General features: G+C 73.8%; 18 protein-coding genes. 12 read left to right on the top strand and 6 right to left on the bottom strand.

Going from position 1 to position 21,189, the window contains the following annotated elements; genetic code table 11:
* Position 1: 1 nt before the first annotated feature.
* Positions 2-913, top strand: a complete 912-nt coding sequence (locus LCN96_RS10255; protein WP_225272356.1) for an ATP-binding cassette domain-containing protein — start codon at positions 2-4, stop codon at positions 911-913.
* Positions 910-1,671, top strand: a complete 762-nt coding sequence (locus tag LCN96_RS10250; protein ID WP_225272355.1) for an ABC transporter permease — start codon at positions 910-912, stop codon at positions 1,669-1,671. The genes LCN96_RS10255 and LCN96_RS10250 overlap by 4 nt, the downstream gene beginning before the upstream one ends.
* Here the strand turns inward: LCN96_RS10250 and LCN96_RS10245 are convergent.
* From LCN96_RS10245 to LCN96_RS10230, 4 genes are read right to left on the bottom strand one after another with little or no spacing between them, the layout of a single operon-like run.
* Positions 1,650-4,769, bottom strand: a complete 3,120-nt coding sequence (locus LCN96_RS10245; RefSeq protein WP_225272354.1) for an ATP-binding protein — start codon at positions 4,767-4,769, stop codon at positions 1,650-1,652. The two genes, LCN96_RS10250 and LCN96_RS10245, sit on opposite strands and share 22 nt — an antisense overlap.
* A 42-nt stretch (positions 4,770-4,811) precedes the next feature.
* On the bottom strand, positions 4,812-5,411 hold the full coding sequence (locus tag LCN96_RS10240) for a hypothetical protein (protein ID WP_404823967.1): 600 nt from the start codon (positions 5,409-5,411) through the stop codon (positions 4,812-4,814).
* A complete protein-coding gene (locus LCN96_RS10235) occupies positions 5,408-6,799 on the bottom strand; it encodes a selenium-binding family protein (protein WP_225272353.1) in 1,392 nt (463 codons plus the stop codon). The genes LCN96_RS10240 and LCN96_RS10235 overlap by 4 nt, the downstream gene beginning before the upstream one ends.
* A gap of 31 nt (positions 6,800-6,830) precedes the next feature.
* Positions 6,831-7,697, bottom strand: coding sequence for a TIGR03619 family F420-dependent LLM class oxidoreductase (locus LCN96_RS10230; RefSeq protein ID WP_225272352.1), 867 nt, complete (start codon positions 7,695-7,697; stop codon positions 6,831-6,833).
* Positions 7,698-7,814: 117 nt separating this feature from the next.
* On the opposite strand from LCN96_RS10230, the gene LCN96_RS10225 reads away from it, so the two are divergent.
* The 3 genes from LCN96_RS10225 (at position 7,815) to LCN96_RS10215 (ending at position 10,558) form a co-directional block, all read left to right on the top strand.
* Positions 7,815-8,990: a serine hydrolase domain-containing protein gene (locus LCN96_RS10225; RefSeq protein ID WP_225272351.1), complete on the top strand. Its 1,176-nt coding sequence runs from the start codon at positions 7,815-7,817 to the stop codon at positions 8,988-8,990.
* Between the two features lie 49 nt (positions 8,991-9,039).
* The gene (gene leuE, locus LCN96_RS10220) at positions 9,040-9,702 is read left to right on the top strand and encodes a leucine efflux protein LeuE (protein WP_225272350.1); all 663 of its coding nucleotides are present in this window, start codon (positions 9,040-9,042) and stop codon (positions 9,700-9,702) included.
* Between the two features lie 214 nt (positions 9,703-9,916).
* On the top strand, positions 9,917-10,558 hold the full coding sequence (locus LCN96_RS10215; protein WP_225272349.1) for a VC0807 family protein: 642 nt from the start codon (positions 9,917-9,919) through the stop codon (positions 10,556-10,558).
* Here LCN96_RS10215 and LCN96_RS10210 read toward each other — a convergent pair.
* Positions 10,466-11,674 carry a hypothetical protein gene (locus tag LCN96_RS10210; protein WP_225272348.1) on the bottom strand — a complete coding sequence of 403 codons (1,209 nt, stop codon included), beginning with the start codon at positions 11,672-11,674 and terminating at the stop codon, positions 10,466-10,468. The two genes, LCN96_RS10215 and LCN96_RS10210, sit on opposite strands and share 93 nt — an antisense overlap.
* 41 nt (positions 11,675-11,715) lie before the next feature.
* Positions 11,716-12,885, bottom strand: coding sequence for a sensor histidine kinase (locus LCN96_RS10205; protein ID WP_225272347.1), 1,170 nt, complete (start codon positions 12,883-12,885; stop codon positions 11,716-11,718).
* Positions 12,886-13,276: 391 nt separating this feature from the next.
* Between LCN96_RS10205 and LCN96_RS10200 the strand changes: the two genes are divergently transcribed.
* Genes LCN96_RS10200 through LCN96_RS10170 form a run of 7 tightly spaced genes read left to right on the top strand, consistent with a single transcriptional unit; the run spans position 13,277 to position 21,180 of the window.
* Positions 13,277-13,894, top strand: coding sequence for a DedA family protein (locus tag LCN96_RS10200; protein ID WP_225272346.1), 618 nt, complete (start codon positions 13,277-13,279; stop codon positions 13,892-13,894).
* Positions 13,895-13,930: 36 nt separating this feature from the next.
* Positions 13,931-14,743 (top strand): DMT family transporter, encoded by an 813-nt coding sequence (locus LCN96_RS10195; RefSeq protein ID WP_225272345.1) that lies wholly within the window; start codon positions 13,931-13,933, stop codon positions 14,741-14,743.
* Between the two features lie 55 nt (positions 14,744-14,798).
* Complete coding sequence (locus LCN96_RS10190; RefSeq protein ID WP_397351867.1) at positions 14,799-16,010, top strand: glycosyltransferase; 1,212 nt, start codon at positions 14,799-14,801, stop codon at positions 16,008-16,010.
* Complete coding sequence (locus tag LCN96_RS10185) at positions 16,007-16,681, top strand: DUF998 domain-containing protein (protein ID WP_225272343.1); 675 nt, start codon at positions 16,007-16,009, stop codon at positions 16,679-16,681. The genes LCN96_RS10190 and LCN96_RS10185 overlap by 4 nt, the downstream gene beginning before the upstream one ends.
* A gap of 50 nt (positions 16,682-16,731) precedes the next feature.
* Positions 16,732-17,565 carry a cytochrome P450 family protein gene (locus LCN96_RS10180; protein ID WP_225272342.1) on the top strand — a complete coding sequence of 278 codons (834 nt, stop codon included), beginning with the start codon at positions 16,732-16,734 and terminating at the stop codon, positions 17,563-17,565.
* On the top strand, positions 17,562-18,305 hold the full coding sequence (locus LCN96_RS10175; RefSeq protein ID WP_225272341.1) for an isocitrate lyase/PEP mutase family protein: 744 nt from the start codon (positions 17,562-17,564) through the stop codon (positions 18,303-18,305). Before LCN96_RS10180 ends, LCN96_RS10175 begins: the two co-directional genes overlap by 4 nt.
* Before the next feature lie 7 nt (positions 18,306-18,312).
* The gene (locus tag LCN96_RS10170) at positions 18,313-21,180 is read left to right on the top strand and encodes a BTAD domain-containing putative transcriptional regulator (protein WP_225272340.1); all 2,868 of its coding nucleotides are present in this window, start codon (positions 18,313-18,315) and stop codon (positions 21,178-21,180) included.
* The last annotated feature ends 9 nt before the right edge of the window (positions 21,181-21,189 follow it).

Here is a 21,189-nt window from a genome sequence, read left to right as displayed (position 1 = left end):
CATGACCTACGCGATCGAAGCAGAAGGGCTCGCCAAGAGGTACGGCGACAAGGCCGCCCTCGACGGCATCGACCTGAGAGCCGGGGCCGGCACCGTGCTCGGCGTCCTGGGCCCCAACGGCGCCGGCAAGACCACCGCCGTCCGCATCCTCGCCACCCTGACCGCCCCCGACGCCGGGCGGGCCGTGGTCGGCGGGCACGACGTGACCCGCCACCCCGCCGAGGTCCGGGAGCTGATCGGCCTGACCGGCCAGTACGCCTCCGTGGACGAGCAGCTCACCGGCACCCAGAACCTCATGCTGATCGGCCGCCTGCTGGGCCTGTCCAGGGCGGCGGCCACGGCCAGGGCCAAGGAGCTGCTGGCCAGGTTCGGCCTGGAGGAGGCCGCGGGGCGGCGGGCGGGCGGCTACTCGGGCGGCATGCGCCGCCGCCTGGACCTGGCCGTGAGCCTGGTCTCCAGGCCGCGGATCCTGTTCCTCGACGAGCCCACCACCGGCCTGGACCCGAACGCGCGCGGCGAGCTGTGGGAGGTGGTCAGGGAGCTGACCGCCGACGGCGTGACCGTGCTGCTGACCACCCAGTACCTGGAGGAGGCCGACCAGCTCGCCGACGACCTGCTCGTCATCGACCGGGGCCGGGTGGCGGCCTCGGGCACGCCCGCGCAGCTCAAGTCGCTGGCGGGCGGCCACCGGCTCGACGTCAGGCCGCTGCACGCCGGCGACCTGGACAAGGCCGAGGCCGTCCTCGGCGTGCGGGCCGCCGACGGGCTGCTCACCCTGCCGGTCCACGACCTGGCGGAGCCGCCCGCCCTGCTGCGGCGGCTCGACGACGCGGGCATCGTGCTCGCCGAGCACGCCCTGCGCCTGCCCTCCCTCGACGACGTCTTCCACACCCTCACCGGAGGATCCCGATGACCACCGCGCTCTCCCAGGGGCTGACGCTGGCCTGGCGCAGCCTCGTCCCGCTGCGGAACAACCCCGGGCAGCTCTTCGGGCTGCTGTTCCAGCCCGTATTCATGATCGTCATCTTCGTGTACCTGTTCGGCGGGGCGGCCGGTGGTGACCGGGCGGGCGCGGTGGCGTACATGCTGCCCGGCGTGCTCGTCCAGGTCGCGCTGATGGCCACGATCACCACCGGCATGAACCTGGCCACCGACCTCGGCAACGGTGTCTTCGACCGGTTCAGGACCATGCCGATCGCCAGGTCCGCGCCGCTCCTGGGGCGCATCCTGGCCGACCTGCTGACGATGCTGATCACGATCGCCATGTCGCTGGCCGTCGGGTACGCCGTCGGCTTCCGCGTCACGACGAGCCCGTTCGCCGCGCTGGCCGGGATCGGGCTGGTGCTGCTCATGACCATGGCGCTGAGCTGGGGCTCGGCCTGGATCGGGCTGGTGGCCAAGTCCGTCACCTCGATGCAGGGCGTGGGCACGGCCGTGCTGCTGCCGCTTACGTTCGGCAGCAGCGCCTTCGTGCCCGCCACCGACCTGCCGGGCTGGCTCACCTGGTGGATGGGGGTCAACCCGGTCTCCCACCTGGCCGGCGCCCTGCGCGGGCTCCTGGGCGGCGGCCTGGCGACGCACGATGTCTGGATCACGCTCGGCTGGACCGCCGGGTTGCTCGCCCTGTTCTTCCCGCTCGCCCTGCGGGCCTACAACAGGAGGGTCCGGTGACGGACCTCGGCCATCGGCAGGGCGGCCCCCTCGGCGAAGCAGGCGTCGAAGCGCTCCTCGCCCAGCGCGGCCCTGGCCGCCAGCACGCCCCGCTCGGTCTCGGGCGAGGTGTCGTCCGGCCGGCTCGCCGAGGCGGCCCCGAACAGCACGGCCGCCCCCTCCTGGTCGCCCCCCGCCTGTGCGATCAGCCCGAACCCGGCCAGCACCACCGACTGCGCCGGCCGCTCGGGTGCCACCTCGGCGAGCGTCTCCATGGCCAGGCGGTGCTGGGCCAGCGCCGCCTCCCTGTCGCCGCTCCACAGCAGCGCGCGGCCGTACCCGGTCCTGAGCGAGACCGCGAACTGCGCGATCGGCACGACCTCCGGCAGCAGGCCGAACAGGTCCCGGTAGAGCGCCAGCGCGCGCTCCAGGTCGCCGGTCCTGGCGGCGTGCGCGGCCTCGGCCTGGCCGAGCTGCATCCGGGTGAACGCATGGGTCTCCTCGTCCACGGCGGCCCGCGCCCTGGACAGGTCCTCGCCCGCGCCGTCCAGGTCACCGGCCCTGGTCCGCAGGTCCGCCAGCCTGACCAGCGTGGAGACGGCCTCGTCGGCGCTCACCCACGGGTTGGCCAGCGACCAGATCTCGGCGAGCAGATCCCCGGTCGGGGCGCCCCGCGCGGCCCGCAGCTCGGCCAGCCCGAGCAGCGACTCGGTCAGGCCCCAGCGGTCGCCCAGCTTCCTGAACCCGGCGACGGCCCGCTCCAGCCGCTCCTCGCTGCGGTCCCTGCCGCCGATCATGAGGGCTGAGCTGGCCAGCCAGAGGTCGTCGCCGGCCTCGTAGCGGCCGAGCAGCCCGGCCGCGTGCTCGTCGAGCCCGGCGCCGTAGGCCATGACGACCCTGCTCAGCCGGAGCATCGGGTGCACCGGCCCCTCCCGCTCCGCCAGGCCGACCAGGTCCTCGATCCGCCGCCACAACACGCGCATGGCGGGCCGGTCCTCGACGATCGAGCCGAACGCGTCGATGGCGCAGGCGAACACGCAGGCCGCGTACGCCTCCGCCAGGCCCGGCGGCGGGGTCTCCCCCGCCAGGTCGAGCACCTGCGTGGCCCAGGCGGCGCTCTCCCGCCGGTGGCCGCGCATCCACCAGAACCAGTTCAGCCCCGCGCACAGCCGCAGCGCCGTCCGGACGTCCCGCGCGTCGATCGCCCAGCGCAGCGCCGCCGCGCAGTCGTCGCGCTCGGCGGCCAGCCGCTCGACCCACCCGAGCTGGGCGGCCGTCCGCAGCCCGGGTACCGCCCGCTCGACCAGGTCGCGCAGGTACGCGGCGTGCCGACGCCGGTAGAGGCCGGCCTCGCCGGCCTCCTCCAGCCGCTCGGCGGCGTAGGCGCGGATGGTCTCCAGCATCGAGTAGCGGCCCTCGCGCGAGACCTGGACCAGCGACTTGTCGGCCAGCGCGCCCAGCACGTCGGCCGTGCCGCCGCACACCTCCTCCACGGCCTCCAGCGTCGCCCCGCCCGCGAACACGCCCAGCCTCCTGGCCAGCACCCGCTCCTCGTCGTCGAGCAGGTCCCAGCTCCACCCGACCACCGCCCTGAGCGTCTGCTGGCGCGGCAGCGCGGTCCTGCTGCCGCCGGTCAGCAGCCTGAACCGGTCGTCGAGCCGATCGGCCAGCTGCCCGGGGGTCATCGTGCGCAGGCGTGCCGCCGCCAGCTCGATCGCCAGCGGCAGGCCGTCCAGCCTGCGGCACAGCGCCACGACGGCGGCCACGTTGCCCTCGTCGAGGGCGAAGCCGGGCCTGACGGCGGTGGCGCGGTCGAGCAGCAGCCTGACGGACGGGTAGCCGGCCGCCCGCGCGGGATCGGCGCCGGGCGGCGGCGGGTCGAGGGGCGGGACGGGCGCCAGCCGCTCGCCCGGCACGCTCAGCGGCTCCCGGCTGGTGGCCAGCACGCGCAGCCCGGGGCAGCCGGTCAGCAGGCGCTCCACCAGCTCGGCGGCGGCCTCGACGAGGTGCTCGCAGTTGTCCAGCACGAGCAGCGCCCGCCTGCCCGCCAGCGCCTCGACGACCCGGTCCTCGGCCGCCTGGCGGGTGGGCCGGTCCCCGTCCCCGTGGCGCGGCCGATCCCCGTCCCCGTAGCGCAGCCGATCCCCGTCCCCGTAGCGCAGCCGGTCTCCGTCCCCGTAGCGCAGGCGGTCCTCGCGCAGGCCGAGGGCGTCCAGCAGGGCTCCTGCCACGTCTCCCGGCTCGCTCACCGGGGCCAGCTCCACCAGCCACACGCCGTCGAGCCCGTCGCGCAGCCGGAGCGCGGCCTCGGTGGCCAGCCGCGTCTTCCCCGCGCCGCCGGGGCCGACGAGCGTCACCAGCTCCGCCCGGCCCAGCAGGTCGAGAAGCTGTGCCAGCTCGGCCTCCCTGCCGATGAAGCTGGTCCGCGGCGGCCGTACGTCGCCCTTGTGGCGAGCGGTCCTGTGTACCGGAGCACCTTCCCCCGACACCACGGCGAGATGCGCCTCTCGCAGCTCGGCACCCGGGTCGACACCCAGCTCGTCGGCGAGCGTGCGGCGGGTCCGCTCGAACAGCTCCAGCGCCTCCGCCTGCCGCCCGGCGGCGGCCAGCGCCCGCATGGCCAGCGCGCACAGGCTCTCCCGCAGCGGATGCGCCGCCACCTCCACCCCCAGCTCGACCGGCAGCCCCGCCGCCAGCCGCGCCCGGGCCCGCGTCTCGACGGCGGCCAGCCGCTCCTGCTCCAGCGTGGCCGCCACGTTCGCCAGCCGGGGGACGGCGGTGAGACCGGCCAGCGCGGCCCCGCGCCACAGCTCCAGCCCCTCCCCCGTGGCCGCCAGGCGCCTGAACCGCAACGCGTCCACGTCGTCGCCTGCCACCGCCAGCGCGTACCCGCCCGGCCGGCTCTCGACCACCTCGTACGGCCGCAGCGCCACCCGCAGCCGCCGGACCAGCGTCTGCAGGGCGTTGGGCCCGTTGGCGGGGGGCTCCTCCGGCCAGAGCGCGTCGATCAGCCGCTCGGCCGTGACGGTGCGGCCCGCTTCGAGGGCCAGCAACGCCAGCAGCGCGCGCAGCCGGAGCCCGCCGACCTCGATCGGCCCCGCGTCCCCTTCGACCTCCATCGGCCCCAGGATGGATATCCGCACATGTCACATCTTGCCCGGTCAGACCTGGGCCAACGTGATGACCCCGGCCACCACCAGGGCCAGCGCCCACATCCGGTCCACGTTGAACCAGGCCCGCCGCAGCACGGTCAGCCCGGCCACCTGGTAGACGACCACGGCGATCGTCCCGGCCACCCCGAACATGGCCAGCGTGTGCAGGGCCGCCACCCCCAGCCCGCCGGAGGCGGCGTGGCCCGCGTGGCCCTGCGCCTGCAGGCCGGTGAAGACCGGCAGCAGCATCAGCCCGGCCCCGTGGGCGGACGACATCAGGAACGACCAGCAGGTCAGCTGCCACAACGACAGCCGCATCCCCACCCACCGGAAGTGCCTGCGCGACAGCAGCCGCCACAGGCCGAAGCCCACCAGCACCACCCCGCCCCCGATCGCCAGCACGCTGCCGGTGACCAGGGAGCCGGTGGCGGCGACGACGAGCGCCACCAGGGCCACCGAGGCGAGGTGGCCCAGGGCGATCACCGGGATCGACTGGAGCAGCCGGTCCAGGCTGCGCTCCTGCAGGCCGCGGGCCACGGCGAAGAGCCAGCCCATCGCGGGGTTGAGGCCGTGGAAGGCGCCCAGCAGGAGCACGGCGGTGAGCGTCACGGGTAGCAGTAGGAGTCGGAGGAGGCGTCGCCGCCCTGCAGGCGCACCTGGTGGGGGCGCAGGCCGCGGAAGTCGTCGCCGTGGGGGAAGAAGCGGGTGTCGAAGGTGAACGAGTCCGTGTCGATCTTGGCCATCCAGGCGCCCACCCCATCGGGGTAGAACTGGTCGTCCCAGGCGCCGTACAGGGAGTTGGTCAGGTAGACGCGGCGGCCGTCGCGGCTGACCTCGACCATCTGCGGCCCGCCGCGCAGCGGGAGCGCGGGGTCGGCGGGGTGCGGGTTCCGGTGGGCGATGCCGCCCACCCGCAGCGAGGCCAGCTCGACCGGCTTGAACGGGTCGGAGACGTCGTACTGCTTGATCTCGCCCGTCCCCCAGCACGAGACGTACAGGCGCTGGTCGTCCACCGACAGGTCGATGTCGCTGACCAGCGGCGGCACCGCGCCGAACGGCTGCAGGACCGGCGGCAGGCGGTCGGGGTCGGCCGGCTCCGCGGGGATGGAGATGACCTTGCGGGCCTGCCAGCGGCCGTCCTGGTGGAACCAGGTCCAGACGGACGCCGACAGGTCCTCGACGCTGACGACCACGCCGGCGAAGCCGTACATGCGGGTGGGGTCGTGGGCGGGGCGCAGCTCCAGCGGCATCTGGTGCTCGTCACCCAGGTCCACCTCCTGCACGTGGCTGCGCTTGCGCAGGTCCCAGAAGTGCAGCTTGTGGCCGTACTTGCGGCCGAGCAGCAGCTCGCCGACCAGCCCGTCCTCGATCATGGACGGCGTGCCCCACTCGGAGGAGATCAGCACGTCCTGGTTGATGTGCCACCAGAAGTCGTAGGCCAGGTACTGCGGCCCCCGGTCCAGCTCCCACTGCCCGAGCACCTCGAAGGAGGTGTGGTCGAGCACCGCGATGCCGCCGGGCCCGTCCCTGCCGTCGGCGCCGCCGAGCGCGGACACGTACAGCCCCTCGGGGCCGCAGTGCACGGTGTGCGGGCGCGAGTAGCCGGCGCGGCGGGCCAGCGTCTCCGCTTCGATCACCTTGACCAGCTCGGGGCTGATCCGGTCCTTGGTGTCGAAGATGTGGATGCGTGAGGAGCGCAGGCCCGGCACGACCAGGTAGCGCCGTTCGACGTGCGGGTGCGGCGCGTTCGGGCACAGGGCGCTGCTGCACGCGTTCCAGCCGAAGTGGTGCAGCTCGTCGCCCGTGCCGGGCAGGTCGGTCCAGCCCACGACGGTGCCGTAGGCGGAGGAGGACGGGTCGGTGTCGATGACGGCCAGAGCGTCCGGCCGGGCACAGCTCCGGTCGAACGCGGCGACGTACGCCAGCTTCTCGGCGGGGGCGCCGGCGGCGTCTCTGGGGGACGGGTAGAACGTGGGATCCGGAGTCCAGAGAGTCATCTCTCCAGATATAGACCGATTCCCTACCCGGTCAATAGGTAATGATCTCCGCGATGCGCTCCACCAGTCCGTCCGTGTCGTAGCCGATCGGCTGCCACAACACGTGGTCGGCGCCCAGCGCCCTGGCCCGCGCCAGGTCCCCGGCCACCTGCTCGGGCGAGCCGGTGAGCGGCGCGCGCTCGTCCAGCGGCCGCTCGCTGACCGTGCCGTTCACCTGGATCACCAGCGGGCCCTGGCCACCGGCCTTGCGGTAGGCCTCGACGCCCTGCCCGAGCTGGTCCCAGTCGAACACCACCGTGATCAGCCCCATGCCGAGGGCGGCCACCCGCTCGACCGCCGCGGGCGCCGCCGCGCCGCCGATCAGGGTCAGCCCGGCCGGCTTGGGCCCGATGCCCGACTCGGGGATCGAGTAGAAGCGGCCGGAGAAGCTCACCGGGTCGGGGCCCCAGCACGCGCGCATGGCCTCCAGGTGCTCAGCGAAGCCCGCCCCGCGCCGCTTGACGGGCACGCCCACCGCCTCGAACTCCTGCTTCATCCAGCCCTGGCCGAGCCCGGCCCACAGGCGCCCGCCGCTGAGCCGGTCCAGCGTCGCCAGCCGCCTGGCGAGCACGACGGGCGGGTGGAACAGCGCGTCGATGACGTCGATGCCGAGCTTGATCGTGCTGGTGGCGGCCGCGACGTAGGCGAGCGTCTCCAGCGGGTCGTACACCGAGGCGCTCTCCTCGGGCAGCGGGATGACCTGCTCCAGGCCGAGCATCCACGGCTCGGCGGGCCGCAGCAGCCGCTCGTAGGCCCACACCGCGCCGAGCCCCGCCCGCTCGGCGGCCTGGGCCACGCGGACGATCTCCTCCGGGTTCGCCTGGGGGCCCGTCACGGGAAGTCCGATTCCGAGATCCATCTCGTACTCCTTCCTTGTCTGCACTTCTGACCAGGGCAAGAGCGGAAAGTCATCGTTTACACGCGCCGACATTCGTGATGCATTCGGGAAATGACCGTGCATGGCAGTTGTGATCCCATGTTCTCCCAGGTACGCGAGGAGTTCGAGGTCAACCTGGCGCACCGCGGCGAGCTGGGCGCCTCGGTGTGCGTGATCGTCGACGGTGAGGTGGCCGTCGACCTGTGGGGCGGGCAGGCGGCGCCCGGCCGCCCCTGGGCGGGCGACACGATCGGGCACGTGTGGTCGTGCACGAAGGGCGCGACGGCGCTGTGCGCCCACGTGCTCGCCTCGCGCGGCGAGCTCGACCTGGACGCGCCGGTGATCCGCTACTGGCCCGAGTACGGCGTGCGCGGCAAGGGCGGCACCCTCGTCCGGCACCTGCTCTCCCACCAGGCCGGGCTGCCCGCGCTGCGCGAGCCGCTGCCGCCCGGCGCCTTCTACGACGGGAAGCTGATGGCCGGGCGGCTGGCGGAGCAGGAGCCGTACTGGGAGCCGGGGACCAGGCACGGCTACCACGCGCTCACGTTCGGCTATCTCGTGGGCGAGGTGGTGCGGCGGGTGAGCGGGCGCTCGCTCGGCACGTTCTTCCGCGAGGAGGTGGCGGAGCCGCTCGGGCTGGACTTCTGGCTGGGGCTGCCCGAGGAGCAGGAGGGGCGGGTGGCGCCGACCGTCCCCGCCGATCCGCCGCAGGCGCCCGCCTCGTTCTACCTCAAGGCGTTCGGCGATCCCGGCTCGGCGCAGGCGGCGGTGCTGGCCCACGAGGGCGGCTACATGGCCGCCGGGGAGTCCGACAGCAGGGCCGCGCACGCCGCCGAGATCGGGGCCGTCGGCGGGATCACCAACGCGCGGGGGCTGGCGGGCATGTACCGCCCGCTGTCGCTCGGCGGCGGCGACCTGGTGAGCGGGGAGCACCTGGCGCTCATGTCGCTCACCGCCTCGGCCGGCGCCGACGCGGTGCTGCTCGCGCCGACCCACTTCGCGCTGGGCTTCGTCAAGACGGTGGACAACCGGCACCTGCCCGAGCCCGACAGCGAGGGGGTGCTGCTGTCGCAGAGCGCGTTCGGGCACGTGGGGATGGGCGGCTCGATCGGGTTCTGCGACCCGGCGGCGCGGCTGGCGTTCGGCTACACGATGAACAAGCAGGGGGCCGGGCTCGGCGTGAACCCGCGGGGCCAGGCGCTGGTGGACGCGGCCTACCGGGCGCTCGGCCACCGGCAGGTCTACGGCGGCAGCTGGTACGCACCGGACCGCTGACCACCGGATACCGTGATATGTCACCAGTTCTTCCCCAGGAGCAAGCGGCATGTTCTTCGGTATCACGGATTTCTGGGCCTACGTCGTCGGCGCCTTCCTGATCATCCTCCTGCCCGGCCCGAACTCCCTGTACGTCCTGTCCTTCGCCGCCCAGCACGGCGTGCGGCAGGGATACCGGGCCGCGGCGGGCGTCTTCCTCGGCGACACGGTGCTGATGGCGCTCACCGCCGCCGGCGCCGCCTCGCTGCTGCGGGCCAACCCGCTGCTGTTCACCGTCGTCAAGTACGTCGGGGCGGCCTACCTGGCCTGGATCGGCTTCCAGATGATCCGCGGAGCCTGGAGGTCCTGGCGCGCGGCCCGGACGGCGACGGCCGCGCCGGTGGCGGAGCCGCTCTCGACGGACGTCCGCACCCGCCCGTTCCGCAAGGCCCTGGTGATCAGCCTGATGAACCCGAAGGCCATCCTGTTCTTCGTCTCGTTCTTCGTGCAGTTCGTGGACCCCTCCTACGCCCACCCCGCGCTGTCGTTCGTCATCCTGGGCGCGGTGATCCAGCTCTTCAGCTTCCTCTACCTGACCGGCCTGATTTTCTGCGGCACTTTCCTGGCCGCGCAGTTCCGCCGCCACCGCCGGCTCAGCGCGGGCCTCACCTCCGGCGTCGGCGCCGTCTTCCTGGGCTTTGGCGCGAAGCTCGCCACAGCGTCACTCGGATGAAAGCCGTATTCAAGGTTGCGCTGTTTTCGTGGAGACAGATGGAACGCGTCAAAAGAGGCAGTCCCATCCCCCGCCCTCGGGTACGGTAAGCCACCGGCGTGCTTCCCGGGACGGCGGTGATGGACGCATCGGTGACATCGAGCGAGCCATCCGGAATGCCTGGTCCCCCGAAGCCCGGGTAGACGCTGATCGTCGGCCTATCTGCGGAGCAGCCTTGAACCATCCACAGGTAACTCTTCCACGCCTCACCGCGCTCGCCCGACAGGCGGCACCCCGGCTGCTCGAAGGCGTGGTCGCCCCCCTCGCCGTCTTCTACCTCGCCATGGTGGTCCTCGGCTTCAAGTGGGCGCTGGCCCTCACCGTCGCCTGGGTCTACCTCGGCGTCGCCTGGCGGCTGGTAAAGCGGGTCAAGGTGCCCGCCACCATGTACCTGGCCGCGTTCGCGATCACCATCCGGGCCATCGTGGCGTTCTGGACGGGCACCTGGATGTGGTTCTTCATCCAGCCGGAGATGGGCACGATCTGCATCAGCATGGCCTTCCTCGCCTCCGTGCGGCTGAACAAGCCGCTCGTGCAGAAGCTCACGCTCGACTACATCCATCTGCCGTCGTCGGTGCTCAAGCACGAGCGGGTGCGCCGGTTCTTCGCCAGGATCACGCTGCTGTGGGCGTTCGTGCTGCTGATGAACTCCACGCTGAGCATCTTCCTGGCGGTCTACGAGTCGATCGGCGGCTCGCTGGGCGCTTTCATGATCATGCGTACGTCAGCGGTGGCCGTGATCAGCGGGACGGCGATCACGTTCTCCGTCATCGCCTTCAAGCGGCTCCTGCAGCGGCTGCACGTCTCGCACGCCTGACCGCTCCATCAGCAGGAACGCCCCGCACATCCCCATGACCAGGCCGGTCAGCAGGCCGAACAGCTCCACCAGGTCCCCCGCGCCGCCCGTCCCCGCGGCGAGCGGCCCGCCCACGGACCGGACGAGCATCGCGTAGAGGCCCCAGCCGAACAAAGAGCCCGAGCCCAGCCAGGCCAGCACCAGCGGGCGCCGGAACGGGCCGTGTCCCCGCCGCCGGACGAGCGCCACGAGCGCGGCGGCGCCGGCGACGGCCAGCAGGCCCTTGAGCCCGTTCTGCACCGCCGCCGTGGGCGGGCCCTGGAAGGCCCACACCAGCCGTACACCGCCCACCACCACGGCGACCGGCAGCGCGCTCCAGGCCAGGATCGCCTGCAGGGGGCGGGTGGGGCTGGGGAAGGCGAGGTCCGTGGCCGTGGTGAAGGGGGCGGGCCAGCGGTCGCGGGCGTACAGGGCGAAGGCGGCCATGAGGCCGATGCCCTGCGTCAGAAAGCCGCTGTAGACCGTCATGTAGACCCAGGGCGCGATGGGGCCGACGCTGAAGGCGGCCGTGCCTGCCGAGGCGACCACGAGCGGGGCGGCTACGACGATCACCGACAGCAGGCCCGTGCCGACCCACAACGGGAGCAGCACCAGCGGGGCGGGCAGGCGCATGCCCCAGCGGGCGGTGAAGGCCAGGGCCAGGAGGAGGGCGACGGCGTCCATGCCGAAGGTCATCGCGTTCAGGCCGATCATCGCCGGGTCGGTCATCAGGCCTGGATCGCTGACACCCAGGGAGCTGCCGGTCAGCCAGAGGATCTTGAGCGTGAGGTAGGGCAGCATCGCCGCCACCGCCACGATCGCGGCGGTACGGCGTCCGATGCCCGGCCCGGCGACCGCGCCACCCGTGACCTCGCGCGGCCGGCCGCCGGCATCCCGCAGATCGGCATCCCGCAGACCGGCATCCCGCAGATCGGCATCCCGCAGGCCGGCGCCCTCGCGTGGCGAGTAGCCGGCATCCCGCAGGCCGGCGCCCTCGCGTGGCGAGCGGCCGGCGTCCGGGAGGCTCGCCGCCTCGCGTGGCGAGTGCGGGGTGGCGGGTGCGGGAGTGGTGCTGGAGCGGGGTGGGGGTTGCGTCATGCTCCGAGCGTCGCGTGCCGGGGCGGGCGGCGCCCTCCCGCCTAGCGGGGATCCTCCTCCCCCGCGCGGGGGAGCGGCCCGTCGCCGGGAAGCGACACCACCAGCTCGAAGCCGTCGCCCGCGGGCCCGGCGGTGAGCGTGCCCCCGGCCAGCCGGACGCGCTCGCGCAGGCCCGCCAGCCCCAGCCCGCCGGTCCGGGCGGTGGGCCGGGAACGGGGCGGCCCGTTGCGCACGCGGACCTCGTGCGGCGCGACCGCGACCGTCACGGCGGCCCCCGGCGCGTGCTTGGCGGCGTTGGTGAGCGCCTCCTGCACCACGGCGCGGGCCAGCCCCGGCACCGGCCCGGGAGCCAGGTCGAGGGAGATCGACATGCCGGAGTCGGCTGCCCGGCGCACCAGCTCCGACACCTCCTCCTGCACGGGGGACAGCGGCGCCGCGTCGGCGTCCTCGCGCAGCAGCCCGATGATCTGGCGCAGCCGCTCGGTCGCGTCGGCCGCCGCCAGGCGCAGCTCCCCCGCCGCCTTGACCTGGGCGGGGGCCAGCCCGGGAGACAGCTCCAGCCCGCCCGCCCGGACGGCGATGAGCGCCAGGTCGTGGCCGAGCGAGTCGTGCATCTCACGGGCGATCCTGGCCCGCTCGCGCATCCTGGCCTGCGCCTCGGCCGACGTCCTGGCCTGCCTCCGCTGCTGCAGCAGCCTGCGCCGCAGCACCCCGAACAGGTGCGGCACGACGTAGGTGCCGACGACCGCGGTGAGCATGGACACCCACAGGGCCAGATCGCCGCCCTTGCTCAGCACCACCACCACACCCACCACCGCGATCAGGCAGAACGCCACCAGCGCGGGCCATCCCCTGGCCATCCGCCGCCCGGTCAGGTACGCGTACCAGGCGATGAACGGCGACGTCGGCAGCAGCGGCAGGATCTTCACGTTCCGCCGGGGCAGCAGCCAGCTCAGGTCCACCGTCGCGAACCCCTCGCTGAACCGCCACGGCCCCAGCGGCAGCAGCAGCACCAGGGCCGCCAGCGGGTAGGGCCGGCCGACGAGCACGGCCACCGCGGCGAGCACCCAGCGGGGCACGGTCACCACGCCGAAGCCGGCGGGATCCGTGAACGGGTCGGGCCCCATGGCGGCGATGCAGATGCCGAGTGCGAGGAAGAGCAGCACGTCATAGACCACCTGGCGGCGGCTCTCCCGGCGAAGACGCTTCACCGCACCGACGTTATCGGCGGCGCGGCCGGGCCGGTGCCGTCCGACGTCGGGTGGCACCCCTGACGAAAGTAAGGGTAGGGCGCCGTCCACCTTCGAGGTAGGGCTAGCCCCACCACGAATGCGCCTATCTCCACTCCTGATTTCACCTGCGGAAACCGATTGGATCGTAGTGGTCATCCGGAGGTCGCGCGCAGGCCCCCCGACGAAAGTAGGGGGTAGTGCGTGCCGATCGTCCGATGTGCCGTGACCTGCGGGGTTTCTACCTTCAAGGGGTACCGGCCCTGACCCGTATAGGGGAAAGGGCCGCGTTCGACCGGGGGCATCCCCGATGTTCCCGAACGACCCACGCCAGCAGGCTGTGGGGGTGCCCTAATGATCGGAGTTCACACTGATGTCGCACGCCGTCCTCGACCTCGTCGAACAGGTGATGTCGTCGCCGTGGCTGTATGCCGCGCTGTTCGCCCTGGCGCTGCTCGACGGCTTCTTCCCCGTCGTGCCGGCCGAGACCTCCGTCATCACGGCGGGGGTGTTCGCCGCCACCGGCGAGCCGAACCTGGCTCTGGTCATCGTGGTGGCCGCGCTCGGCGCGTTCGCCGGCGACCACATCTCCTACCTGATCGGCCACAAGTCGGCCGGCAGGCTACGTGACAAGAAGGCGTTCGTCTGGGCGCGCGGGGCGCTGGCGGAGCGGGGCGGGCTTGTCCTGGTCGTGGCCAGGTACATCCCCGGCGGGCGCACCGCGACGACGCTGACGATGGGCGCGGTGCGGCACCCGCTGCGCTCGTTCACCTTCTTCGACGCGATCGCGACCAGCTCGTGGGCGGTCTACTCCGGGCTGATCGGCTTCTTCGGCGGGATGGCGTTCGAGAACGACCCGATCAAGGGCCTGCTGCTCGGCCTGGGGATCGCGCTGTCCATCACCGCCGTGGTGGAGATCGTGCGCTGGGTGCGGAAGCGTCGCGCCATCCAGGCTTCCTCAGAACGTCTTCCGGCGGACACGTCCGTTTGACCCTGCCTGGCAACCATCCGTGTGAAAGGAGTGCGCATGACTGTGCTGGCCGCGGTGATCGCCCTGGTCGGTTCGCTGTTCTTCGCGCTCGGGGCCGCACTGCAGCAGTTCGAGGCGGTCGGCTCCGCCAAACCGGGGCTGCTCGCCCTGCTCCGGAGGCCACGCTGGCTGATCGGCGGCGTGTCCATCCTGGCGGGTGGTGGCCTGCACATCGTCGCACTCGGGCTCGGACCGCTCACGATCGTGCAGCCGATGGGGGTGGCCAGCCTGCTGTTCGCGCTGCCCATCGCCGCCACGCTGCACGGCCGTAAGCCGTCGCGCAAGGAGCTGGCGGCGGCGGGGGTGGTGGCGGCGGGGCTGATCGGCCTGGTGCTGCTCGTCCCCGAGTCCGACGGCCCCACCCGGCTCGGCCCGAACGGCGTGCTGACGCTGCTGGGCGTGGCCGGGGTGGCGGCCGTGCTGCTGTGGGCGGGCTCGAAGGCGGCCTCGCCCACGGGCCGGGCGGCGCTGCTGGCGACCAGCTCGGGCGTGCTGTACGGCGCCACCGCCACCCTCATGCGGGTGCTGGTGGACGGCGGCTGGAACTGGTGGTACCTGCTGGCGCTGCCGGTCCCCGCGCTGCTGGCGCTGGTGATGCTCCAGCGGGCCTACGCCGTCGGGCACTTCGGCGTCTCCTTCGCCTCGCTGCAGATCGCCGACCCGCTGACCGCGGTGGCGTTCGGCGCGCTGCTGCTGGGCGAGCCGCTGCCGACCGGGATCCTGCCGGTCCTGGCGGCCCTGCTGACCGCCGCGGGCACCGTCGCCCTGGCACGGACCAGCCCGCTGGAGGCCCGCACCGATCACGCATGAGATCCCCCACCTCACGGCTCTCCCCAAGCCACCTCTGAAACCGGAGTACATCGACATGGCCATGCCCCTGCACAGCGTCCCCGACCTGACCGCGCTGTCCCCCGCCCCCGAGCGTCCGCGCCGGATCCTGATCTCCTCCGACACCTACCCACCCGACGTGAACGGCGCCGCGTACTTCACCCATCGCCTGGCCACCGGCCTGGCGGCGCGCGGCAACGAGGTGCACGTCGTCTGCCAGTCCGACCAGGGCCCCGCCAGCGCCGACGTGTGCGACGGCGTGATCGTGCACCGGCTGCGCTCGGCGCCGCTGCTGGTCCACCCGACCATGCGGTTCACCGTGCCGACCCGGCTCGACCGGCTGGTGTCCATCATCAAGCCCGACGTGCTGCACACCCAGGGCCACTTCGTGGTCGGCCGGGCCGCCATGGCCGCCGCCCGCCGGGCCGGCGTGCCGATCGTGGCCACCAACCACTTCATGCCCGACAACCTCTTCCAGTTCGCGCACATCCCCGCGGGGCTGCGGGCGAAGGCCGGCAAGCTGGCCTGGCGTGACTTCAGCCGGATCTTCAGCCGGGCCGACCACATCACCACGCCCACCCCGCTGGCCGCCAAGCTGCTGGCCGACCAGGGCTTCGGGCGCGGCGTCGAGCCGGTCTCCTGCGGCATCGACCTGACCAGGTTCCACCCGCACGCCGAGCCCAAGGCGTGGGCGCGCAAGATGTTCGACCTGCCCGACCGGCCCACGATCCTGTTCGTCGGCCGCCTGGACGAGGAGAAGCGCCTCGACGAGATGGTCCGCGCGCTGCCGCTGGTGCTCAACGAGACCGACGCGCAGATCGCCTTCGTCGGCAAGGGCAACCAGCGGGAGGAGCTGACCCGGCTGGCCCGGCGCATCGGCGTGAGCGAGCGGGTGTTCTTCCTCGGCTTCGTGGCCGACGAGAACATGCCGCAGGCCTTCGCCGCCGCCGACGTGTTCGCCATGCCGGGCGTCGCCGAGCTGCAGAGCATCGCCACGCTGGAGGCCATGGCCTCGGGGCTGCCCGTGGTGGCCGCCGACGCGATGGCGCTGCCGCACCTGGTGGACGGCAACGGCTACCTCTATCAGCCGGGCGAGGTGGTCGCGCTGGCCCGGCACCTGACGGAGATTCTCGCCGACGACGGCCTGCGCGCCCGGTTCGGCAAGGCCAGCAGGGAGCTGGCGCTCACCCATGACGACCAGGCGTCGCTCGCCCGGTTCGAGCGGATCTATGACGAGGTGATGCGATGACACCCAGGCAGAGCGTCTGGGGCACCATGATCGGCACGCTGGTGTCGGCCGGTGCGCTCGCGTACGCGGACGTGGCGCTGCCCACCCAGGTGCTGCTCAGTGACTACGCACTGGTCTCCGGCGGGCTGGTGCCCGTCCTGATCGGGATGCTGGCGCTGGCGGGGGCCTGCCTGTGCCTGGCGTACGGGCTGGCCACCCTCGACCCGGCGCGCACCGCGCCCACCCGGGTGCTGCTGGTGGCCGGGGCGGCGGGGCTGATGATGAGCGCGATCTTCCCGACCGACCCCGGCACCTCGCAGATCGGCACGGTGTCCGGCGAGATCCACCGGTGGTCGGCGGCGGTCGTGTTCACTTCGCTGCCGGTCGCCGGCTGGATCCTGGCCAGGGGGCGCAGGGCCACGCCCGGGTGGAACGCGGTGCGCGCGCTCAGCGTGGCCGCCGCGGCGACGCTCGCCGTCTACCTGGCCGCCCACCCCGCCTCCTTCACCTCGTCGCTGATCAACGGCGGCGCCTACTACGGGACGCTGGAGCGCGGGGTCGTGCTGGCCGAGATGGCGCTGCTCATCGCCATGGCGCTGGCCACCGTCCCCCGCCGGAGCGTCGCGCGCAGCGAGCCCGCACCCGTGGAGGCCGCCCCCGAGCACCAGGGCCAGGAACGACTGGCCGCCTGACAGGCCATACTTCGACCGCCGCCGAAAGGACCTCGCCCTAGCGTGACCTCATGCTCATCACACGCCATGCCGAAGCCGAGGCTGTCCTGTCCGACACCCGGTACGTGCCGCCACCCGTACGCCAGGACGGCGCGGAGGGAACGCTCGCCTGGCTGCGTGCCCGCGTCTCCCGGTTCAGCACCGGCGAGACGCACGCGCGGCGGCGGGGGGAGCTGGTCGCCCTGCTGAGCGGGCTGGACCCCGCCGGGCTGCGCACGGCGGCCGAGGCGCTGACCAGACGACGGGGTGGTGACTGGCGCGGCGTGCCGGTGGCCGTGCTCGGCGCCGCGCTCGGGGTCGAGGACACCACCGCGGTGCCCGCCGCCGCGGCCGGCTACCTGTCGGGCGAGGAGAGCCCGCAGGCCGACGCCGCCGCGGCCGAGCTGCTGAAGCTGGCCGGCCTCCCGGTGATCACGCTGCTGCTGCAGGCGCACGCCGCCACGGAGGGGCTCATCGAGACCGCCTTCACCCGCGCCACCGCCCGTCAGCACGAGACCGCGCCCCCGCGCGCCGCCACCGGTCAGGACGAGATCGCGCCCCCGCACGCCTTCACCGGTCAGGACGAGACCCCACCCCCGCGCGCCTTCACCGGTCACGACATCGACGCGCTGCTGTGCGAGACGCTCAGGCAGGACCCGCCGCTCAAGGCGACCCGCCGGCTGGACACCCGCACCGGCGGCGAGGTGACGATCGACCTGGTGGCCGTCAACCGCGACCCCGACGCCCACGACCCCGCCCTCGGCCACGTCCCGCACCTGACCTTCGGCCACGGCGTGCGCCCCTGCCCCGCTCCCGAGCACGCCCTCGCACTGGCCGCGGGCGTCCTGGAAGGACTGCTCACGTGAACTTCCACGACCTGCACCGCCCCGGCGACCCGCTCCTGCTGCCCAACGCCTGGGACTACGGCTCGGCCGCGTACCTGGCCGCGCACGGCTTCCCCGCGATCGGCACGACCAGCCTCGGCGTGGCCGCCGTGCACGGCAAGCCGGACGCCGCCGGCGCCACCAGGGCGGAGACCATCGAGCTGGCCGAGGCGATCAGCGGCCTGGGCGTCCATGTGACGGTGGACATCGAGGGCGGGTTCAGCGACGATCCCGCCGAGGTGGGCGAGCTGGTGGCGAGCCTGGCCGCGCTCGGCGTGGCGGGCGTGAACCTGGAGGACGGCCGCCCTGACGGCACGTTGCGCCCCGTCGAGCTGCACCAGCGGATCATCGAGGCGGCCACGGGCCACGGGGTGTTCGTCAACGCGCGTACGGACACGTACTGGCTGGGCGACGGCACGGGCACCTACGAGCGGGTGGCGGCCTACGGGCACGCCGACGGCGTCTTCGTCCCCGGGCTGAGCGACCTGGGCGAGATCGAGAAGGTGGCGGCGTGCACCCCGCTGCCGCTCAACGTGCTCTACCAGCAGGGCGGCCCCAGCCTGGCCCGGCTGGGCGAGGCCGGGGTGGCCAGGGTCAGCACCGGCTCGCTGCTCTACCGGGCCGCGCTCGGCGCGGCGCTGGGCACGGCGCTGGCGGCGCGCGGCGAGCAGGGCCCGGGGATCCCGTCCTATGCCGAGATCGTCGCCGGGTTGCCGCGATAATCGGGGCATGCGCTTCCAGATCCTCGGGCCCACCAACGTGCTGGGCGAGGACGGCGACCCGGTCGCACTCGGCGGCCCCCGGGTGCGTGCCCTGCTGACCCTGCTCGCCCTGCACGCCGGCCGCATCGTCGGCGCGGAGCAGCTCGTGGACGGCATGTACGGCCCCCGTCCCCCGGAGGGCGTGGCCAACGCGCTGCAGTCGCAGGTGTCCCGGCTGCGCCGGGCGCTGGGCAGGGAGCTGGTGGAGTTCCACCCGGCGGGCTACCGGCTGGTCGCCGACCCGCGTGACGTGGACGCGCGCGCGTTCGAGCTGCTGGCGGGCGAGGGCAGGCAGGCGCTGGCCGGCGGCGACCCGCGGCGGGCGGCGGCGCTGCTGCGGCAGGCGCTGGAGCTGTGGCGGGGCGCGCCGCTCGCCGACGCGCCGCACGCCGGCGCGGCCGCGGCCGCCCTGGAGGAGCTGCGGCTGGCCGCCACGGAGGATCGGGTGCAGGCGGACCTCGACCTCGGCAGGCACCGCGAGCTGGTGGCCGAGCTGAGCCAGCTCACCGCCGCGCACCCGCTGCGCGAGCGGCTGCGGGCCCAGCTCATGCGGGCCCTGTACGGCAGCGGCCGGCAGGCGGAGGCGCTGACCGTCTACGAGGAGACGAGGAAGCTGCTGGACGAGGAGCTGGGCGTCGAGCCGGGCGCCGAGCTGGCCGCCGCGCACCTCGCCGTGCTCAGGGCCGACCCCGCCCTCGGCCCGGCGGCCCCTGGCGGCACGCACCCCCAGGCTCCCGGCGGCGAGGCGGCGGCGGGCGTTGCCGGGCGGCCGGTGAGGCAGGGGTTGCGGGCCCAGCTCACCAGCTTCGTGGGCCGGGCCGAGGAGCTGGCGCAGGTCGGCGCGAGGCTCCGCGACAGCAGGCTGGTCACGCTGATCGGCCCGGGCGGCGCGGGCAAGACGCGGCTGGCGACCGAGGCGGCCGAGCAGCAGCCGGGCGACGTGTGCTTCGTGCCGCTGGCCCCCGTCTCCGGCGCCGACGGCGTGCCGCAGGCCGTGCTGGCCGCGCTCGGCGTCCGCGACGCCCTGCTGAACATCCACGAGCGGCCCATGCTGGACCCCGCGGCCAGGCTCGCCGCCGCGCTGGGCGACCGCGAGCTGCTGCTGGTCCTGGACAACTGCGAGCACCTCGTGGCGGCCACCGCCGAGCTGGCCGACCACCTGCTGGCCGCCTGCCCCGGCCTGCGCGTGCTGGTGACGGGCCGCGAGGCGCTGGGCATCACCGGCGAGTCGATCCTGCCGGTGGGGCCGCTGCCGCTGCCGCCCGCCGAGACCGGCGATCCGCTCGGCTACCCGGCGGTGCGGCTGTTCGCCGACCGCGCCGCCGCCGTGCGGCCGGGCTTCGTGGTGGACCCGGGCAACGCCGCCCAGGTCATCCGCATCTGCCGGGCGCTCGACGGGCTGCCGCTGGCCATCGAGCTGGCGGCGGCGCGGCTGCGTACGCTGTCGATCGCCGACGTGGCGGCGCGGCTCGACGACCGGTTCAGGCTGCTGACGCGCGGCAGCCGTACGGCGCTGCCCCGCCACCAGACGCTGCGCGCGGTCGTGGCGTGGAGCTGGGAGCTGCTGGACGAGAGCGAGCGGGAGATGGCCAGGCGGCTGAGCACGTTCGTGGCGGGAGCCACCCCGGAGGCGGCCGAGCGGGTGTGCGGGCTGCCGGAGGAGGTGCTGTTCTCGCTGGCGGAGAAGTCGCTGGTGGAGTTCGCCGACGGGCGCTTCCGGATGCTGGAGACGATCCGGGCGTTCTGCGCGGAGCAGCTGGAGCAGTCGGGTGAGGGCGACCGGATCCTCGACGCGCACGCCCGCTACTACCTCGACCTGATCGTGACGGCCGACCCGATGCTGCGCACCGCCGCGCAGATGGAGTGGCTGGCCAGGCTCGACGAGGAGAGCGGCGACCTCGACGCGGCCATCCGGTGGGCGACCTCGTCCGGGCAGTTCGAGCTGGGCATGCGGCTGCTGGCGCACAGCGCCTGCTACTGGTGGATGCGCGGGCACCGCACGGCCAGCGCGAACCTGGCCGCCGAGCTGCTGGCCGCGCTGGGCGAGACCCGGGTGCCCGGCCTGGAGGAGGAGTACGCGATGTGCGTGCTCGTCGTGGCCTGGGCCGGCGGCACGGACGACCTGCTGCGCGCGCGGCTGGAGGAGGTGCGGCGGTTGCTGCCCGTCGACTACGTGCCGGTGCGGGTGGAGTTCATGATGATGCTGCTGTCGATGTTCACCGGCCCCCCGGCGGACTTCGGCTCGATGCAGCAGTTCTACCTGGACGCGGTCAGCGGCCTGACGCCGTGGAAGCGGGCCCTGGCGAGCTGCGGCCACGCGTTCGTGCTGGAGCTGCTCGGCCGGATCGACGAGGCGCTGGAGCACTTCGAGGCCAGCCTGGCGGGGTTCCGGGCCATCGGCGAGCGGTGGGGCATGGTGCTGGTGCTGTCCGGGCTCGGCTCCCTGCGGCAGCGGGAGGGCGACTTCCGCAGCGCGCACGCGCTGGCCGACGAGGCGCTCGCGCTGGCGCGCGAGCTGGGCGCGGCCACGGAGACGGCCGAGGGTCTGTGCCGCCGCGGCGACGCGCGGATCAGGCTCGGCGACCTGGAGGGCGCCCTGGACGACTTCACGCAGGCCACCGAGCTGTCGCGGCGCAACGGCTCGATGGAGATCCTGGGCTGGGCGTTGCTCGGGCAGGGCCTGGTGGAGCTGGAGCGCGGCGCCTTCGGCCCCGCCCGCGCACTGCTGGTGCAGGCCCGCGAGGTGTGCCCGGACGACTGGTACAGCACCGAGGACACCCGCGCCCGCATCGACGCCGCGCTGGCGCAGATCAGCGGCCCGGTCAGCGGACGGTAGGCCCGCCGT

It is taken from the genome of Nonomuraea gerenzanensis, from assembly GCF_020215645.1.
Lineage (GTDB): Bacteria > Actinomycetota > Actinomycetes > Streptosporangiales > Streptosporangiaceae > Nonomuraea > Nonomuraea gerenzanensis.
The sequence above is the reverse complement of the archived record's forward strand: the minus strand, read 5'-3'. Positions and strand labels throughout refer to the sequence as shown.